17 protein-coding genes are annotated in these 16,404 nt (G+C 71.3%); 10 read left to right on the forward strand and 7 right to left on the reverse strand.

The features are described from left to right. The first annotated feature begins 108 nt into the window (after positions 1-108). Entirely contained in the window at positions 109-615 is a 507-nt protein-coding gene (locus M2163_RS30780; protein ID WP_280895604.1) for a hypothetical protein, read from the forward strand. Positions 616-735: 120 nt separating this feature from the next. Here the strand turns inward: M2163_RS30780 and M2163_RS30785 are convergent, their stop codons facing one another. From M2163_RS30785 to M2163_RS30800, 4 genes are read right to left on the reverse strand one after another with little or no spacing between them, the layout of a single operon-like run. Continuing rightward, positions 736-1,356 carry a nucleoside triphosphate pyrophosphatase gene (locus M2163_RS30785; protein WP_280895605.1) on the reverse strand — a complete coding sequence of 207 codons (621 nt, stop codon included), beginning with the start codon at positions 1,354-1,356 and terminating at the stop codon, positions 736-738. An 18-nt stretch (positions 1,357-1,374) separates the two neighbouring features. Beyond that, positions 1,375-1,554, reverse strand: a complete 180-nt coding sequence (locus M2163_RS30790; RefSeq protein WP_280854326.1) for a hypothetical protein — start codon at positions 1,552-1,554, stop codon at positions 1,375-1,377. A 54-nt stretch (positions 1,555-1,608) separates the two neighbouring features. Next, entirely contained in the window at positions 1,609-1,818 is a 210-nt protein-coding gene (locus M2163_RS30795; RefSeq protein WP_280849637.1) for an acyl-CoA carboxylase epsilon subunit, read from the reverse strand. 17 nt (positions 1,819-1,835) lie between these two features. Beyond that, a complete protein-coding gene (locus M2163_RS30800) occupies positions 1,836-3,431 on the reverse strand; it encodes an acyl-CoA carboxylase subunit beta (RefSeq protein ID WP_280895606.1) in 1,596 nt (531 codons plus the stop codon). 110 nt (positions 3,432-3,541) lie between these two features. On the opposite strand from M2163_RS30800, the gene M2163_RS30805 reads away from it, so the two are divergent. Next, positions 3,542-4,405: a biotin--[acetyl-CoA-carboxylase] ligase gene (locus M2163_RS30805; RefSeq protein WP_280849635.1), complete on the forward strand. Its 864-nt coding sequence runs from the start codon at positions 3,542-3,544 to the stop codon at positions 4,403-4,405. Positions 4,406-4,594: 189 nt separating this feature from the next. Next, a complete protein-coding gene (locus tag M2163_RS30810; RefSeq protein ID WP_280895607.1) occupies positions 4,595-5,689 on the forward strand; it encodes an adenylate/guanylate cyclase domain-containing protein in 1,095 nt (364 codons plus the stop codon). Here the strand turns inward: M2163_RS30810 and M2163_RS30815 are convergent. Beyond that, complete coding sequence (locus tag M2163_RS30815) at positions 5,686-6,339, reverse strand: hypothetical protein (RefSeq protein WP_280895608.1); 654 nt, start codon at positions 6,337-6,339, stop codon at positions 5,686-5,688. The two genes, M2163_RS30810 and M2163_RS30815, sit on opposite strands and share 4 nt — an antisense overlap. A gap of 200 nt (positions 6,340-6,539) precedes the next feature. Here M2163_RS30815 and M2163_RS30820 point away from each other — a divergent pair, with 200 nt between their 5' ends. The 3 genes from M2163_RS30820 to hutH all read left to right on the forward strand — a co-directional run bounded on the left by M2163_RS30820 (position 6,540) and on the right by hutH (position 10,633). Beyond that, positions 6,540-7,337: an enoyl-CoA hydratase-related protein gene (locus tag M2163_RS30820; protein ID WP_280895609.1), complete on the forward strand. Its 798-nt coding sequence runs from the start codon at positions 6,540-6,542 to the stop codon at positions 7,335-7,337. A 517-nt stretch (positions 7,338-7,854) separates the two neighbouring features. Next, complete coding sequence (locus M2163_RS30825) at positions 7,855-9,003, forward strand: GGDEF domain-containing protein (protein ID WP_280849631.1); 1,149 nt, start codon at positions 7,855-7,857, stop codon at positions 9,001-9,003. A gap of 91 nt (positions 9,004-9,094) precedes the next feature. Then, positions 9,095-10,633 carry a histidine ammonia-lyase gene (gene hutH / locus M2163_RS30830; RefSeq protein ID WP_280854107.1) on the forward strand — a complete coding sequence of 513 codons (1,539 nt, stop codon included), beginning with the start codon at positions 9,095-9,097 and terminating at the stop codon, positions 10,631-10,633. Positions 10,634-10,681: 48 nt separating this feature from the next. On the opposite strand, the gene M2163_RS30835 is transcribed toward hutH, so the two are convergent. After that, complete coding sequence (locus M2163_RS30835; RefSeq protein WP_280895611.1) at positions 10,682-11,476, reverse strand: hypothetical protein; 795 nt, start codon at positions 11,474-11,476, stop codon at positions 10,682-10,684. 42 nt (positions 11,477-11,518) lie between these two features. Further along, a complete protein-coding gene (locus M2163_RS30840) occupies positions 11,519-11,821 on the reverse strand; it encodes a hypothetical protein (RefSeq protein WP_280849629.1) in 303 nt (100 codons plus the stop codon). Between the two features lie 109 nt (positions 11,822-11,930). On the opposite strand from M2163_RS30840, the gene M2163_RS30845 reads away from it, so the two are divergent. The 4 genes from M2163_RS30845 (at position 11,931) to M2163_RS30860 (ending at position 16,255) form a co-directional block, all read left to right on the forward strand. Next, the gene (locus M2163_RS30845; protein ID WP_280849628.1) at positions 11,931-12,275 is read left to right on the forward strand and encodes a hypothetical protein; all 345 of its coding nucleotides are present in this window, start codon (positions 11,931-11,933) and stop codon (positions 12,273-12,275) included. A gap of 203 nt (positions 12,276-12,478) precedes the next feature. Next, positions 12,479-13,744: an Ig-like domain-containing protein gene (locus M2163_RS30850; protein WP_280849626.1), complete on the forward strand. Its 1,266-nt coding sequence runs from the start codon at positions 12,479-12,481 to the stop codon at positions 13,742-13,744. 143 nt (positions 13,745-13,887) lie between these two features. Continuing rightward, complete coding sequence (locus tag M2163_RS30855) at positions 13,888-15,351, forward strand: ABC transporter permease (RefSeq protein WP_280895612.1); 1,464 nt, start codon at positions 13,888-13,890, stop codon at positions 15,349-15,351. Between the two features lie 220 nt (positions 15,352-15,571). Beyond that, a complete protein-coding gene (locus tag M2163_RS30860; RefSeq protein ID WP_280849624.1) occupies positions 15,572-16,255 on the forward strand; it encodes an ABC transporter ATP-binding protein in 684 nt (227 codons plus the stop codon). Positions 16,256-16,404 lie beyond the last annotated feature (149 nt).

The raw sequence follows: 16,404 nt of genomic DNA on the forward strand, positions 1-16,404 counted from the left end.
CCCTTGTCCCGCGGTTTACCCGTTAGTAGCGTTCGCGCTGTATTGAACGTACGTCGGGTGACAACAGCATGGCTCGAAAGTGGGTGGGGCCCGGTGATACGCAGGCCGGTGGCGTGGGTCGTTGCGGTCGTCCTCTTCGTCGAGGCTCTCGGCGTGGCGATGCTCAACTGGATCATGGGCAATCTCGTCGACGCGCAGAACATGTCACTGGCGGGTCTGGACCCGGACGCGATGTCGATGTCCTCGAAGATCGGCGGGATCGTCTTCGGTCTCTACTTCGCGCTGTGCGCGCTGGTCGCCCTGCTGGTGGCGGTGCGCGACCGGCAGCCCGCCGGGCTCGGGCGTGTCCTGCTGATCAGCGCCGCCGTGGTGCACGGCCTGCTGGGCGCGGTCGCCTGGGCGCTGATCGGCCGGCCCCAGTTCCTCTTCATGATCGTGATGCTCGGGCTGATCGTGCTGCTGCTGGTCACCTACGACCGACGGCCCGGGCCGGTCGCGGCGGAACCGCACGACAGGGAGGGACCGGGCGGCTCCGAGAGCGCCGAGCACCCGGAGGCCCCCCAGGATTCCGACAGCACCCCCCTCACCCCTCCACCGGCCCCCACAACTCCGTGACACCGGAGCCTGTTCGGGTCGACAGCTGAGGTCGATCGCCTGTGTGTCGTGCTCACGGTGGCCGGGGGCGGTCGCCTCTGTGCTGTGAGCGTGAGCGTGGGCGAGGGGGGCCTGGGGCGGTTACGCCTTCGTCGGGGTCCAGAGCTCTGTGATGCCTACGCCCAGGTCGGCCAGCAGGCGGCGCAGCAGGGGCAGGCTGAGGCCGATCACGTTGCCGTGGTCGCCGTCGATGCCCTCGATGAACGGGGCCGAGCGGCCGTCCAGGGTGAACGCCCCGGCGACGTAGAGGGGTTCGCCGGAGGCGACGTACGCGGCGATCTCCTCGTCGGTCGGCTCGCCGAAGCGGACGACGGTGGAGGCGACCGCCGAGACGTACCGGCCGCTCGTCGTGTCGTAGACGCAGTGGCCGGTCTGCAGGGTGCCCGCGCGGCCGCGCATGGACTTCCAGCGGGCCGTCGCCTCCTCGGCGTCGGCCGGCTTGCCGAGGGCCTCGCCGTCCAGGTCGAGCACCGAGTCGCAGCCGATCACCAGCGCACCCTTGACCTCGGGCTTCGCGGCCACCACGGAGGCCTTGGCCTCGGCGAGGGCGAGGGCCAGTTCGGCGGGGGTGGGGGCGGTGACGGCGTCCTCGTCGACCCCGCTCACGAGCACCTCGGGAGTGAGGCCGGCCTGTCGCAGCAGGCCCAGCCGGGCGGGGGACTGGGAGGCGAGCACGAGTCGGCGGCGCGGCTGATCGGTCATGCGGTCAGCGTAGTCCGATCAGCGCAGCCCGATCACGATCATCGCGAGCACCATGGCCAGGGCCAGGAAGATGCTGAGTCGCCGAAGCATGTCCTGCATGTCGCGCAGTTCCTTCGGCGGTTCGTTCTCGGGGTCGGACCACAGCATGCCACCAGCGTGGGGCTTGACGGAGGCGGGCGCCTGAGTACGGGTACTCAAGTCGGCGCCCTTCTCTGTCCCTCTGTGCGCGGTTCCCCGCGCTCCCGGGAAGCCTCACCCAGGCCAGTAGGAACGGGCCCAGGACGTCGGACCCGGCTGGGGCAGGCGGTGGGTCGCGATTCTCGACGGGTCGGACCACGCGGCCTTGCGCTCCTCCGCGCCGGACGGCGTGTCCGTCGCCGCCGCGGCGCGGGCCCGGACCACCGCCAGGGCGGCGGCGAGCTCCTCCGGGGTCGGGTTTCCCCGTACGACCTTGATGTTCATGACGGCTCCCGGCAGGGCTAGAGGGGGATGTTGCCGTGCTTCTTCGGAGGCAGGGACTCGCGCTTGGTGCGCAGCTGGCGCAGACCCCTGACCACATGGCGGCGGGTGTCCGAGGGCATGATCACGGAGTCGATGTAACCGCGCTCGGCCGCGATGTAGGGGTTGAGGAGGGCGTCCTCGTACTCCTGGATCAGCCGGGCGCGCACCGCGTCCAGGTCCTCCCCGTTCGCCTCGGCCTCCGCGATCGTGCGGCGGTGCAGGATGTTGACCGCGCCCTGGGCGCCCATGACGGCGATCTGGGCGGTCGGCCAGGCGAGGTTGATGTCCGCGCCGAGGTGCTTGGAGCCCATGACGTCGTAGGCGCCGCCGAAGGCCTTGCGGGTGATGACGGTGATGAGCGGGACCGTGGCCTCGGCGTAGGCGTAGATGAGCTTGGCGCCGCGGCGGATGATGCCGTCGTGCTCCTGGTCGACGCCCGGCAGGAAGCCCGGCACGTCCACGAAGGTGATCACCGGGATGTTGAAGGCGTCGCAGGTGCGGACGAAGCGGGCCGCCTTCTCGCTCGCCGTGATGTCGAGGCACCCCGCGAACTGCATCGGCTGGTTGGCGACGATGCCGACCGGGTGGCCCTCCACGCGGCCGTAGCCGGTGAGGATGTTCGGCGCGAACAGCGGCTGCGTCTCGAAGAACTCGGCGTCGTCCAAGATGTGTTCGATCACCGTGTGCATGTCGTACGGCTGGTTCGCGCTGTCCGGGACGAGGGTGTCCAGCTCGCGGTCCTCGTCGGTGACCGTGAGGTCCGCCTCCTCCGGGTAGACCGGCGGCTCGGACAGGTTGTTGGACGGCAGGTACGACAGCAGCTGCTTGACGTACTCGACGGCGTCCTTCTCGTCCCCGGCCATGTGGTGGGCCACGCCGGACACCGAGTTGTGGGTGCGGGCGCCGCCCAGCTCCTCGAAGCCGACGTCCTCGCCGGTGACCGTTTTGATGACGTCGGGCCCGGTGATGAACATGTGCGAGGTCTGGTCGACCATGACCGTGAAGTCGGTGATCGCCGGGGAGTACACCGCGCCGCCCGCACAGGGGCCGACGACCAGGCTGATCTGCGGGATGACACCGCTCGCGTGGGTGTTGCGGCGGAAGATCTCGCCGTACGCGCCCAGCGAGGCCACGCCCTCCTGGATGCGGGCGCCGCCGGAGTCGTTGATGCCGATGACCGGGCAGCCGGTCTTCAGCGCGAAGTCCATCACCTTGACGATCTTCTGCCCGTAGACCTCGCCCAGGGCGCCGCCGAACACGGTGAAGTCCTGGGAGAACACGGCGACGGGGCGGCCGTCGACGGTGCCGTACCCGGTGACGACGCCGTCGCCGTACGGGCGGTTCTTCTCGAGCCCGAAGTTGGTGGAGCGGTGACGGGCGAACTCGTCCAACTCCACGAATGAGCCTTCGTCGAGGAGCAGGTCGATGCGCTCACGGGCCGTCAACTTGCCCTTGGCGTGCTGCTTCTCGACGGCACGTTCGGAGCCGGCGTGCGTCGCCTCCTGGATGCGGCGCTGCAGATCCGCGAGCTTGCCCGCGGTGGTGTGGATGTCGATCTCTTCCGGCTCGGACATCGGGATCTGGCTCCCTGCCTGCTCAAAAGGGGGGACGGTTACTCATCCGTAGAGTAGTGGCGCCCCTACGAATCAGCAGTGCGGCGTTTCACACACCTAGGGTGGCTTGCATGACGCCGCGAGATGTTTCAGGAGACGACAGCCGTTGGTCGGACCTCGACCGGCCGCCCCTCAACGCCGCCGCGCTGCGCCGCGGGCTGGTGCGGGAGGGCGGGCTGTGGTCCGGGATCGAGGTGGTGGCCGGCACCGGCTCCACCAACTCCGACCTGGTCGCCCGCACCGTCGCGGGCAAGGCGGCCGAGGGCGCGGTCCTCGTCGCCGAGGAACAGACGGCGGGCCGGGGCCGGCTGGACCGCCAGTGGTCCGCGCCGCCCCGCTCGGGACTCTTCTTCTCCGTCCTGCTGACCCCGGCCGACGTGCCGGTGGCGCGCTGGGGCTGGCTCCCGCTGCTCACCGGGGTCGCGGTGGCGACCGGCCTGTCGCGCTCCGCGGGTGTGGACACGGCCCTCAAGTGGCCCAACGACCTCCTGGTGACCGTGGGCGGCGAGGAACGCAAGGCCGGCGGGATCCTCGCCGAACGGGCGGGCGAGGACGGCGTCGTCATGGGCGTCGGCATCAACGTCACCCTCAGGGAGGACGAGCTGCCCGTCCCCACCGCGGGTTCCCTGGCGCTGGCCGGAGCGGTGAGCACGGACCGGGACCCCCTGCTGCGGGCCGTCCTGCGCTCCCTCGAGGAGTGGTACGAGCGGTGGCGGGCGGCGGCGGGGGACCCGACGGTGAGCGGTTTGCAGGAGACGTATGCGGCGGGGTGCGCGACGCTGGGGAGACGGGTACGGGCCGAGCTGCCCGGGGACCGCTCCCTGGTCGGTGAGGCGGTGGCGGTGGACGGCGACGGCCGCCTGGTGATCGCGACGGAGGAAGGGGTACAGGAGCCGGTGGGCGCCGGAGACATCGTGCATCTGCGACCGGCGTGAGGGGATCTGCCGTCCGGGGCGCGGGGCCGTGACAACAGCGACTCCGTCGCGGGGCGCGACCGGTCGCGTACCGCCCGCACGCGACCGGCATGCATCAGTCACCCCTCCTCGGGAGTGAGCTACCGCACACCTGCCGTACAGTTGAGGCCGGTCGATACCTGACCGTGACAGATCGGAAGGGCAGCAGGCGTGACCGCAGACGACACGGGCTCCGGCGCGGACGCGATCCCGCACCCGCTCGCCGTGCGTCTCGAACAGCTCATCCTCGGCGCCGAGCGGCGCTACACCCCCTTTCAGGCGGCCCGCACCGCCGGCGTCTCCATGGAGCTGGCCACCCGCTTCTGGCGGGCGATGGGCTTCGCCGACGTCGGCCAGGCCAAGGCGTTCACCGAGGCGGACGTCCTCGCGCTGCGCCGGCTCGCCGGTCTCGTCGAGGCGGGGCTGCTGAGCGAGGCCATGGCCGTACAGGTGGCGCGGTCCACCGGGCAGACCACCGCCCGGCTCGCCGAGTGGCAGATCGACTCCTTCCTGGAGGGCCTGACCGAGCCCCCGGAGCCGGGCATGACCCGCACCGAGGTGACGTACCCGATCATCGAACTGCTCCTGCCCGAGCTGGAGGAGTTCCTCGTCTACGTCTGGCGCCGCCAGCTCGCCGCCTCGGCGGGCCGGGTCGTGCAGGCCGCCGACGACGAGGAGATGGTCGACCGGCGGCTGTGCGTGGGCTTCGCCGACCTCGTCGGGTTCACGCGGCTGACCCGCCGGATGGAGGAGGAGGAGCTCGGCGAACTCGTCGAGGCCTTCGAGACCACAGCCGCGGACCTGGTGGCCGCGCGGGGCGGTCGGCTCATCAAGACCCTCGGCGACGAGGTGCTGTACGCGGCCGACGACGCCGCCGTGGCCGCCGAGATCGCGCTGCGGCTCATCGAGACCATGGCCAACGACGAGACCATGCCCGAGCTGCGCGTCGGCATCGCCTTCGGCACGGTGACCACCCGTATGGGCGATGTCTTCGGCACGACGGTGAACCTCGCCTCCCGGCTGACCTCGATAGCTCCCCGCGACGCCGTCCTCGTCGACAGCGCGTTCGCCGAGGAGCTGATCCGCCACGGCGAGGCGCCCGCCTCGGAGGCCGAGGCGGCCGAGGCCGCGGCCACCGCCGAGAAGGAGGGCGAGGAGCCGCCGACGTACCGCTTCGCGCTCCAGCCGATGTGGCAGCGGCCGGTCCGCGGACTCGGCGTCGTCGAGCCCTGGCTGCTGACCCGCAGGGACATGCCCCCCGCCTAGCCGCCCTGCTGCACGCACAGCCCGATGACCGGCACGCACAGGCCCGGCGCGGGCCGGGTCGAGTGGCTGGGCCGGGGGGTGGGGGCGGTCGCCGGCGGGGGCGTGGTCCGGGCCGGTTGCGGGGCGGCGGTCGTCGCCGGTGAGTGGGGTGCCCGGGACTGCCGGGGCGCGGTGCTCGCCGTGGGGGCCGGTGCCGGTGCGTGGGTGTTCAGCGCCTCCGGGATCGTGGTGGGAGCCGCCGCCAGGGGCAGGGGTACGGCGGTCGCGGACCCTGCCGGGGCCGGCGAGGTGCCTGGAGTGGGGGTCGTGGAGATCCCGCCCATCGCCGTGGTCGACGTGGGGCTCGCCTGCGGGACGGAGCCCACGGTCGCCGCCGCGTTCGTCGCCCGGTCCGTTGTGGAGCCGCTGTCGATGTCCGCGTCCGTGTCCGTGCCCGGGGCGGCCTGGGGGTCCGCCTCGGTCGCGCCGAAGCCGCCCACCCCCGCGTCGGGGGTCAGCCGGACGAGACTCAGGGCGCCGGCGGCCAGGGCGAGGCCGCCCGCCGCGAGCAGGACCTTGCGGGGGCGGGGCTTGCGGTGGCGGCCGCGCGGTCCGAACAGGCGGGTGCCGTTGTCCTCCGCGATGCCTGTCGTCGTCATCGTCGCCGTCATGCTTCCTCCCCTGGGTGCCCGCGCCCCCTGTGCGCCGTGGCCGGGCGCACGTTATGCGCTGTCGTGGGCGGTCGGAGGGGAGTTGGGCGGGATGTCACTCGAACGGGGTGTCGGGTGGGTCGGCGGGAACCTTTCGCGGTGGGGGCGGGGCTGCGATGATCGGAGCGGTCTTGTTAACCCACGTTAACCGGGAGGGTGTCATGGGTGAGGAGCGGTTCGGGGAGTTCGTGCTGGTGAGGCGGCATGAGGAGGGGGTTGCCGAGTTGGTTCTGGACCGGCCCAAGGCGATGAACGCGGTCTCCTCGGAGATGGCCCGGTCGATCGCCGCCGCCTGTTCCGCACTGGGGGGTGACCAGGCGGTGCGGGTTGTCGTGGTGACCTCCACGCATGAGCGGGCCTTCTGCGTGGGGGCCGACCTGAAGGAGCGGAACTCCCTCAGCGACGCCGATCTGCTGCGGCAGCGGCCGGTGAGCCGGGGGGCGTACACGGGGGTGCTGGAGCTGCCCGTGCCGGCGATCGCCGCGGTGCACGGGTTCGCGCTGGGCGGGGGCTTCGAGCTGGCCCTGTCGTGCGACCTGATCGTGGCCGACCGTACGGCGGTGGTGGGGTTGCCGGAGGTGTCGGTGGGAGTGATCCCCGGGGGCGGCGGGACGCAGCTGCTGCCGCGGCGGGTGGGTGCGGCCCGGGCCGCCGAGCTGATCTTCACGGCGCGGCGGGTCGAGGCGGAGGAGGCGCATCGGCTGGGGCTCGTGGACCAGCTGGTGGAGCCCGGGGAGGACCGGGCGGAGGCGCTGGCCCTGGCCGGGCGGGTGGCCGGGAACTCGCCCGTGGGGCTGCGGGCGGCCAAGCGTGCGCTGCGGCTCGGGCAGGGGCTGGACCTGCGGTCCGGGCTGGAGGTGGAGGACGCGGCGTGGCGGACGGTGGCGTTCTCCGGGGACCGCGCGGAGGGCGTGGCGGCCTTCAACGAACACCGAGCGCCTCGGTGGCCTGGCCTGTAGCCGCCATTGTTCTTCGGGTGCGGGTGCGGGTGCGGGTGCGGGTGCGGGTGCGGTCGTCGGGCGGGTGCGGGTGAGTGGGGGCGGGCGTTTTGCGCAGTTCCCCGCGCCCCTGAATGCCTGCGGCGGCCTCTTGCGGCCCGGTGGTGGCCTGCACGTCTGCACGAGCGTCCACCCGTCCACCCCAGGGGCGCGGGGAACTGCGCGATCAGCCCGCACGCACTGTCAGCCGCCCGGCGGCCGTTCCCGGCACTCTGGTAGGCGCCCGGCCCAAGCCCAGCGCAGCGGGGGCGCGGGGAACTGCGCGACCAGCCCGCACGCACTGTCAGCCGCCCGGCGGCCGTTCCCGGCACTCTGGTGGGCGCCCGGCCCAAGCCCAGCGCAGCGGGGGCGCGGGGAACTGCGCGATCAGCCCGCACGCACCGTCAGCCGCCCGGCAACCGAACCCGCCCCGGTGTCTGTTTCTCGAACGGACCAACCACATCGCCGCATACCCCCCAATCCTCCCTAACCTGGACTGATGGGTGAGGACATCCGGCTGGCCGCGGTCGTCGCGTTGGCTCAGGGCATGGCGGCGGCCCACGGCTCGCGGGAGGCGTGGCGGGCCGCCGCCGCCGGGGCCTGCCGCGCCCTCGGCGGGAGCTTCGCCGCGTTGTCCGTGTGGGAGCGGGAGCTGGGACGGCTCAGGGTGCTGGTGAACGTGGGGGACCGGGCCGCGGGCGAGGAGGAGTTCCCCGAGAACGAGGCCTACCCCGTGCACCAGTTCCCGGAGATCACCGAGTTCCTGCACGAGCGGTGGGCCGGGGGCGGTGAGCCCAACGCGTGGGTGGAGACGGCGGAGGGCCCGGCGGCCGGGGGACGGCCCGGCTATGTGCACCAGCGAGTCGCCGCGCTCCGCAGGAGGGGCCGGGGCAGCTGCGTGGTCGCCCCGATCGTGCTGAACGGGCGGGCCTGGGGCGAGCTGTATGTCGCCCGGCCCACCGGTGCCCCCGTCTTCGGACGGGAGGACGCCGACTTCGCCACCGTACTGGCCGCCGTCGTCGCCGCCGGAATCGCCCAGGCGGAACGGCTGGAGGAGGCGAGACGGCTGGCGTTCACGGACGCGCTGACCGGGCTCGCCAACCGCCGTGCCGTGGACGCGCGGCTCGACGAGGCCGTCGACCGGCACAAGCGGGACGGGGTCGTCGTCAGCCTCGTGGTGTGCGATCTCAACGGGCTGAAGCGGGTCAACGACACCCGTGGGCACGCCGTGGGCGACCGGCTGCTGGAACGTTTCGGGTCGGTGCTGTCGCTGTGCGGGGCCATGCTGCCGGGGGCCCTGGCCGCGCGGCTCGGAGGGGACGAGTTCTGTCTGCTGGCCGTCGGTCCCCCCGCCGACGACGTGGTCAGGGCCGCCGGTGAACTGTGCAGGAGGGCCGCGGAGTTGGAGCTGGGGGAAGGGGTGGCCTGCGGGGTCGCCTCCACCGCGGACCCCATCGGGCCCGTCCGCTCGGCCCGGCGGCTCTTCCGGCTGGCCGACGCCGCGCAGTACCGGGCCAAGGCCGAGCGTGCCGAACGGCCCGTCGTCGCGGGGCGCGGCGGCCCCGACGACCCCGTCGTACGGCTGGCCGACGCGGCGCCCTCCGGGCAGACCCCCGAGCGGCGGACCTTCCGGGGGCGCAGGCCCTGAGGGGTCAGGCGCCGTCGGCCCTTGTAAGGGGCGTAACCCCTGCCCACTAGTGACATCCTGGAATTCAGTGCGTACGCTCCTGAATATGGATATGCACACTGTGGTGGTGGGGACGTCCGGGGTCACCGCGTCCGACGTCCTCGCCGTGGCGCGGGACGGTGCCCGTGTCGAGCTCTCCGAGGAGGCGGTCGCCGCCCTCGCCGCGGCCCGCGCGATCGTGGACGCCCTCGCGGCCAAGCCCGAACCCGTCTACGGCGTCAGCACCGGCTTCGGCGCCCTCGCGACCCGGCACATCAGCCAGGAGCTCCGGGCCCAGTTGCAGCGCAACATCGTCCGCTCGCACGCCGCCGGAATGGGACCGCGCGTCGAACGGGAGGTCGTACGGGCTCTGATGTTCCTGAGGCTCAAGACCGTCTGCTCGGGACACACCGGAGTGCGGCCGGAGGTCGCGCAGACCATGGCCGACGTGCTCAACGCCGGGATCACCCCGGTCGTCCACGAGTACGGTTCGCTCGGCTGCTCCGGAGACCTCGCGCCGCTGTCCCACTGCGCCCTCACGCTCATGGGGGAGGGGGACGCCGAGGGCCCGGACGGGGTCGTGCGGCCCGCCGGGGAGCTGCTCGCCGAGCACGGGATCGCGCCCGTCGCACTGCGCGAGAAGGAGGGCCTCGCCCTTCTCAACGGCACCGATGGCATGCTCGGGATGCTGGTCATGGCACTCGCCGACCTGGACATGCTCTACAAGTCCGCCGACATCACCGCCGCGTTGAGCCTGGAGGCGCTGCTCGGCACCGACAAGGTGCTCGCTCCCGAGCTGCACGCCATCCGGCCGCATCCGGGGCAGGGGGACTCCGCCGCCAACATGCTGGCCGTGCTGGAGGGTTCGGAGCTCACGGGGCATCATCAGGACGACGCGCCCCGGGTCCAGGACGCCTACTCCGTGCGCTGCGCGCCGCAGGTCGCCGGGGCCGGGCGGGACACGCTGGCCCACGCCCGGCTGGTGGCGGAGCGGGAGTTGGCCTCCGCGGTCGACAACCCCGTGGTGCTTCCGGACGGGCGCGTCGAGTCCAACGGCAACTTCCACGGCGCGCCGGTCGCTTACGTCCTCGACTTCCTCGCCATCGCCGTCGCCGACCTCGCGTCGATCGCCGAGCGGCGCACGGACCGGCTGCTCGACAAGAACCGGTCCCACGGGCTGCCGCCGTTCCTCGCCGACGACGCCGGCGTCGACTCCGGGCTGATGATCGCCCAGTACACCCAGGCAGCACTGGTCAGCGAGTTGAAGCGGCTGGCCGTCCCCGCCTCCGCGGACTCGATCCCCTCGTCCGCGATGCAGGAGGACCACGTCTCGATGGGGTGGTCGGCCGCGCGCAAGCTGCGCACCGCCGTCGGCAACCTCGCCCGCGTGCTCGCCGTCGAGCTCTACGCCGCCTCACGCGCCGTCGAACTGCGCGAGGGCCTGAACCCGGCGCCGGCGACGCAGGCCGCCATCACCGCCGTACGCAAGGCGGGTGTCGAGGGGCCCGGGCCCGACCGGTTCCTGGCGCCGGACCTCGCCGCGGCCGAGGCGTTCGTGCGCGAGGGGCGTCTGGTGTCGGCGGTGGAGGCCGTCACCGGCCCCCTGCGGTAGACAGCGCGAAGGGCCGCCGCCGTACGACCGCGGCGGGGGCCCTCGGCGTCACGTGAGCTTGGCCACCTGGGCGTCGAGCACGGCGGCCGGTACGGTGGCCGCCTTGCCGCTGCCCAGCGAGGCGAAGTCGACCGTGTAGTACGTGGAGACGGTGCTGCCGACGCGGACCACGTCGACGGTGAAGCCGGCCGTGCCCTCGCCGTCCATGTCGGAGCTCACGGCGAAGGCCACCGACTGGTCGCCCTTGCCGGAGGCCTTGCCCGCGGCGACCTTGGTGATCTTGAGGTTCTCGCCCTCGGCCGCGATGCCGAACCCGCCGGAGCAGGCGGCTATCCCGTCGGAGACCGCCTCGACCGCCTTCTCCGCGCCGTCGCCCTCGTAGGAGGACAGGCCCACGATGGTCATGTCGATGTCGAAGGCGCCCTCGACAGAGGCCTCGTCGAGGGCCCCGGGGGACGGCGTGGACGTCTGCGAGGTGACGGTGTTGTTCGCGCTCGCCTCGGTGTCGGCCGGCGGAAGGCCGGATATCGCGTAGGCGAGCGGCGCGCACGCGGACCTGTCGGCCTTCACGGCGCTCTTGCCCTTCGGCAGGGTGTCGTCGCCCGGGTCGACGTCGTACCCGGCGACATCTCCCTTGGCGAGGAGCAGCTTCTCCAGTTCGGCCGCGCTGCGGGCCTTCGCGGCCGGGGCCGTGGCGGCGCTCGTGCCCGTGCCCGTGCTCGGCGAGGCGGCAGCCTTCCCGGAGTCGGCCCCCGAACCCCCGCCGCACCCGGTGACGAGGGCGAGCGACAGCACGCTCACGGTCGCCGCGGCGCCTGTGCGCGCCCTCGATGATCTCTTCATGGGCGGACTATGAAGGTCTCGCCAAGAAATCGTCAAGCCCGTTTAAAAGCCCAGTCGTTCCCGGCGTACCGAATAGACGACGAAGCCCGCACCCAGCGTGAGGAAGAGGGTGCCGCCGACGACGTACGGCGTGGTGTCGAAGCTGCCGGTGTCGGCGAGCCGGGCGCCGTCCGTGGACGTCCCGGCACTCGCGGTCGTGACCCGCGCCTGCGTCGTGACCTGCGCGGACGGCGCTGTTCTCGCCGGGGTGTCCTGGGTCGCGTTGGCGGACGGGACGAACCACAGGGCACCCAGCAGGGTCCCCGCGGCGGTGGCGGTCAGCAACGGACGACGAACGGATGACACGGAATATCGATCCCCTTGTGGTGCTGGCGAATTGGCCGTGTGGGGCGATGTTAGTGAAAGGCGCGGGTCACGGGAAAGTCACGGGAGGCACGGGCTTTACGCTCCGGGCATGAGCACTGAAGAGACATCACGTTTTGTACGGCTTCGGGTGGAACTCGTCGTCGAGGTCGACGACCAGGACGCCGTGACCCGGGCCGCGCTGGCGCGGATCGCGGAGGATCCGGACATGCCGGGCGAGGAGCGGGCGCACGCCGAGAGCGCTGTGACGGAAGACACTGCGGAGGCCCTCGCGTATCTCGTGGACCCGTTCGACCTGGTGGGGGAGGTGGCGGGGGTCGAACTGGCCCAGGCCTCCTGGAGCAGCGAGCGCATCGACTACGACCCTGATTCGCCGGACTGGGACCTCGACGAGGATGATGTGGAGGAGGACGACGAAGAAGAGGTCGTCGGCTGAGCACGCTCGGGAAAATCGTGACCTCGGGCGGCAACCGCCGTCCGGGGTTTCGTCGTCTCAGGGGTCGCACGGACCGACAGACACACCTGCCGCCACAGCGGACGTGGTGTGCCCCACACCTCCTCGCAAGGTGGAACGGGACGAACCGGTCGTAGCGTTTAGGTTTTGACGGGGACTCTCGGGGTTTCTGGGATTCGGCAACGATGGAGAAGCGTGTGATGACGGTCAGTAAGCGGCGCAGGGGCCTGACGGTCGCGTCCGCTCTGCTCGGCGGGGTGCTGGTGCTCTCGGCCTGTTCCGGTGGCGACGACTCGTCCTCGAAGAGCGGCGGTGGCGACACCTCACAGGCCAAGGCCGACGAGGCGGCGGCCAAGAAGAGCTCCCAGGCCGAGATCAAGATCACGCCCAAGGACGGCACGGACAACGCCTCCATCAACAACTCCGCCGCCGTCACCGTGAGCAAGGGCACGCTCACCGACGTGACGATGACGACCACCGACGGCACGAAGGTGGCCGGCGAACTGTCCGCGGACAAGACCAGCTGGAAGCCGGACGGCCAGCTGGAGCGCTCCACGACCTACAAGGTCGCCGCGGAGGCCAAGGACGCCGACGGGCTCGTCGCCCACGAGAACGCCTCGTTCACGACGGTCTCCCCGGCCAACAGCTTCATAGGCAACTTCACGCCGGAGGACGGCTCGACCGTCGGCGTGGGCATGCCCGTGTCGATCAACTTCGACAAGGCGATCACCAACAAGGCGGCCGTCCAGAAGGGCATCACCGTCTCCTCCAGCAGCGGTCAGGAGGTCGTCGGTCACTGGTTCAACGCCAACCGCATCGACTTCCGCCCCGAGGACTACTGGAAGGAGAACTCCACCGTCACGCTGAAGCTCGCGCTCGACGGTGTCGAGGGCGCCTCCGGTGTCTACGGCGTTCAGCAGAAGACGGTCACCTTCAAGATCGGCCGCAACCAGGTCTCGTACGTCGACGCCAAGACCAAGCAGATGAAGGTCACGCACAACGGCGCGACGATCAAGACCATCCCGATCTCGGCCGGTTCGCCGGAGAACAAGACGTACGAAGGCATCATGGTGATGTCCGAGAAGTTCAAGGAGACGCGCATGAACGGCGCGACCGTGGGCTTCACCGACGACGACGGCAAGGGCGAGTACGACATCAAGGACGTGCCGCACGCCATCCGGCTCACCAACTCCGGCACCTTCCTGCACGGCAACTACTGGGGCGCGAAGTCCATCTTCGGCTCCGTGAACACCAGCCACGGCTGCGTGGGCCTGTCCGACACCAAGGGCGCCAACGACACCGGCACCGCGGGTTACTGGATGTACACCAACTCGATCGTCGGTGACGTGGTGGTCGTGCAGAACACCGGCGACAAGACGGTGGCCCCGGACAACGGCCTCAACGGCTGGAACCTGAGCTGGGCGGACTGGAAGGCGGGCTCGGCGGTCTGATCCCCGGCCCCAGGGCCCGTTCACAGCTTTCCGATGCCGCCCTCAGGGGCGGCATCGGTGTTTCCGGGGCTGATCACAGCCTTCTCATGCAGCTCTTATATGCGCCTTATGGAGTCATCACGCGCCGTACCTAGCTTGCGGCCATGTTCTTCACCTACCTGAGGCGCGAACTGCGCCGCCGCAGAAAGGCGGCCCTCGTCGTCGCCTCCGGGCTCGCGCTCGGGATCGCGCTGGTCATCGTGGTCAGTTCCGTGTCGTCCGGCATGGGGAAGGCCCAGGACAAGGTCCTCCAGTCGCTGTACGGGCTCGGCACCGACATGACGGTCACCAAGGCCGCCCAGCCGCAGGCCAGTTCCTCGGACCGGCCGCGCTTCCGGTTCGACGCGCAGGACAGCGGCTCCGACGCGGAGCAGAGCAGCGACCGGGTGATGGTCCAGGGCTTCCAGACCCTGTCCTCCGCCACGGTCGACAAGGTCGGCCGGCAGACCGGCGTGTCGGACGCGGTCGGTGGGCTGAGCCTCCAGGTCATCAAGATCGACGGCCAGTTCACCCGCGGCGAGTTCCAGCAGAACGGCAACGGCGGCGGTGCGGGCGGCTTCGGCCGCGACGGCGGTGGCACCGGCCAGCCGCAGGGGGAAGTGCAGGGCGGGGGCGCCGACTTCGACGTCGACAACTACTCCGTCTTCGGCACCGACGTCACCAAGGCCGCCCTCGGCCCGCTGACCTCCTCCAAGATCACCAGCGGCCGTACGTTCCGGTCCACCGAGACGAACGCCAAGGTCGCCGTGGTCGACTCCGCGTACGCCAAGGAGAAGAAGCTCAAGGTCGGTTCCACCGTCACCATCAAGAGCGTCAAGTACGAGGTGATCGGCGTCGCCACCGCGGACAGCGGGGACGCGGCCGCCAACGTCTACGTCCCGCTCACCCAGGCGCAGACCCTCAGCGACTCGAAGAACAAGGTCACCACGATCTACGTGAAGGCGACCGACTCCCAGAAGATCGACGCCGTCAAGTCGACGATCCAGAAGAACATCTCGGGTACGACGGTGACGACCTCGGCGGATCTCGCGGACACCGTGTCGGGGTCGCTGTCGACGGCGTCCTCGCTCGCCACGAACGTCGGCAAGTGGCTGTCGATCGCCGTGCTCGTCGCCGCGTTCCTCGTCGCCGGTCTGCTCACCTCGTCCGCGGTCTCGCGCCGGGTAAGGGAGTTCGGCACGCTCAAGGCGCTGGGCTGGAAGTCGGGGCGGGTGACCCGGCAGGTCGTCGGTGAGGCGATGGTCAACGGGCTGCTGGGCGGGGCCCTGGGCATCGCGATCGGTCTCGCGGGCGCGTACGTCGTGACGGCCGTCAGCCCCACGTTGCAGGCGCAGTTGGGCGGCGGGGGAGGCGGCGCGGGTGGTCCCGGTGGTGGGGGCGGCTTCGGCGGCCCCGGTCGCCAGGTCGCCGCCAAGACGCTGGATGTCGCCCTGACCGCCCCGGTCAGCCTCACGACGGTGGCGGTCGCGGTCGGCCTGGCGGTGGCCGGCGGTCTCATCGCGGGCGCCTTCGGCGGCTGGCGGGCGTCGCGCCTGCGGCCGGCGGACGCGTTGCGCCGCGTCGAGTAGCGGGCGTCCGCCGCGCCCACGGACGTGCCTCGCCTTGTGGTCCCGCGGGTGCGGCGACGCCGTGGCTGGTCGCGCAGTTCCCCGCGCCCCTGAGTGGGTGCAGGCACGGCAGGCCCGGCTGTGCCCACCTGGGGGCGCGGGGAACTGCGCGACCAGCCCCCACCGCACCGCGGCCGACGACGATCCGCACCACCCCGAACCCCACCCTCCAGGAGTCACCATGTACGAACTCAGAAGCGTCACCAAGCGCTACTCCCGAGGCAAGGACACCGTCGACGCGCTCGCCGGTGTGGACCTCACCATCGCCGACGGGGACCGCCTCGTCATCCAGGGCCCCACCGGCGGCGGCAAGTCCACCCTCCTCCAGATGCTCGGCGGACTGGACAAGCCCACGGAGGGCGAGATCGTCCTGGACGGCACCGACCTGGCGAAACTGTCGGAGGCCAGGCTGACCAGGGTCCGCAGCGAGAACATCGGCTTCGTCTTCCAGTCCTTCAACCTCATCCCCACCCTCACCGCCCAGGAGAACGTCGAGACCGCCCTCGTACCCCTCGGTGTGAAGGGGAAGGAGCGGCGGGAGCGGGCCGCCGAGGCACTCACCTCCGTAGGGCTCGGGGAGCGCCTGCGGCATCTGCCCTCCGAGCTGTCCGGCGGCCAGCAGCAGCGCGTCGCCATCGCCCGTGCCCTGGTCAAGGAGCCGAAGGTACTCCTGGCCGACGAACCCACCGGCAACCTCGACGAGTCGATGCGCGACGAGATCATGGACGTACTCGAACGCATGTGGAAGGAGCTGGGGCTGACCTTCATCATGGTCACCCACGACTCCGCCATCGCGAAGAAGGCCCCCCGTCTCGCCACGATCCGCAAGGGCCGGATCACGGTGAAGGAGAACGCCGCCTCCTGAACGGGCGAGCAGGCTCAACTCCCGCTGAACCCGGCGGTCTTGTAACAGAACTTTGCTGCCGGGCAGCTGTCCCTTGAGGTCGTGATCACCCCTCGGCATACTTCGAGAACCGGGGGGTGCACGCATAGGCGTGCGAGTCTCCCCCCGCC

Source organism: Streptomyces sp. SAI-135, from assembly GCF_029893805.1.
Classification (GTDB): Bacteria; Actinomycetota; Actinomycetes; order Streptomycetales; family Streptomycetaceae; genus Streptomyces.

Bases quoted from the DNA above. Each gene is read 5' to 3' on its own strand.
- M2163_RS30835 (WP_280895611.1), bottom strand. From the start codon at position 11,476: ATGAAGAGATCATCGAGGGCGCGCACAGGCGCCGCGGCGACCGTGAGC.
- hutH (WP_280854107.1), top strand. From the start codon at position 9,095: ATGCACACTGTGGTGGTGGGGACGTCCGGGGTCACCGCGTCCGACGTC.
- M2163_RS30820 (WP_280895609.1), top strand. From the start codon at position 6,540: ATGGGTGAGGAGCGGTTCGGGGAGTTCGTGCTGGTGAGGCGGCATGAG.
- M2163_RS30855 (WP_280895612.1), top strand. From the start codon at position 13,888: ATGTTCTTCACCTACCTGAGGCGCGAACTGCGCCGCCGCAGAAAGGCG.
- M2163_RS30795 (WP_280849637.1), bottom strand. From the start codon at position 1,818: ATGAACATCAAGGTCGTACGGGGAAACCCGACCCCGGAGGAGCTCGCC.
- M2163_RS30800 (WP_280895606.1), bottom strand. From the start codon at position 3,431: ATGTCCGAGCCGGAAGAGATCGACATCCACACCACCGCGGGCAAGCTC.
- M2163_RS30850 (WP_280849626.1), top strand. From the start codon at position 12,479: ATGGAGAAGCGTGTGATGACGGTCAGTAAGCGGCGCAGGGGCCTGACG.
- M2163_RS30785 (WP_280895605.1), bottom strand. From the start codon at position 1,356: ATGACCGATCAGCCGCGCCGCCGACTCGTGCTCGCCTCCCAGTCCCCC.
- M2163_RS30805 (WP_280849635.1), top strand. From the start codon at position 3,542: ATGACGCCGCGAGATGTTTCAGGAGACGACAGCCGTTGGTCGGACCTC.
- M2163_RS30860 (WP_280849624.1), top strand. From the start codon at position 15,572: ATGTACGAACTCAGAAGCGTCACCAAGCGCTACTCCCGAGGCAAGGAC.
- M2163_RS30845 (WP_280849628.1), top strand. From the start codon at position 11,931: ATGAGCACTGAAGAGACATCACGTTTTGTACGGCTTCGGGTGGAACTC.
- M2163_RS30815 (WP_280895608.1), bottom strand. From the start codon at position 6,339: ATGACGGCGACGATGACGACGACAGGCATCGCGGAGGACAACGGCACC.
- M2163_RS30825 (WP_280849631.1), top strand. From the start codon at position 7,855: ATGGGTGAGGACATCCGGCTGGCCGCGGTCGTCGCGTTGGCTCAGGGC.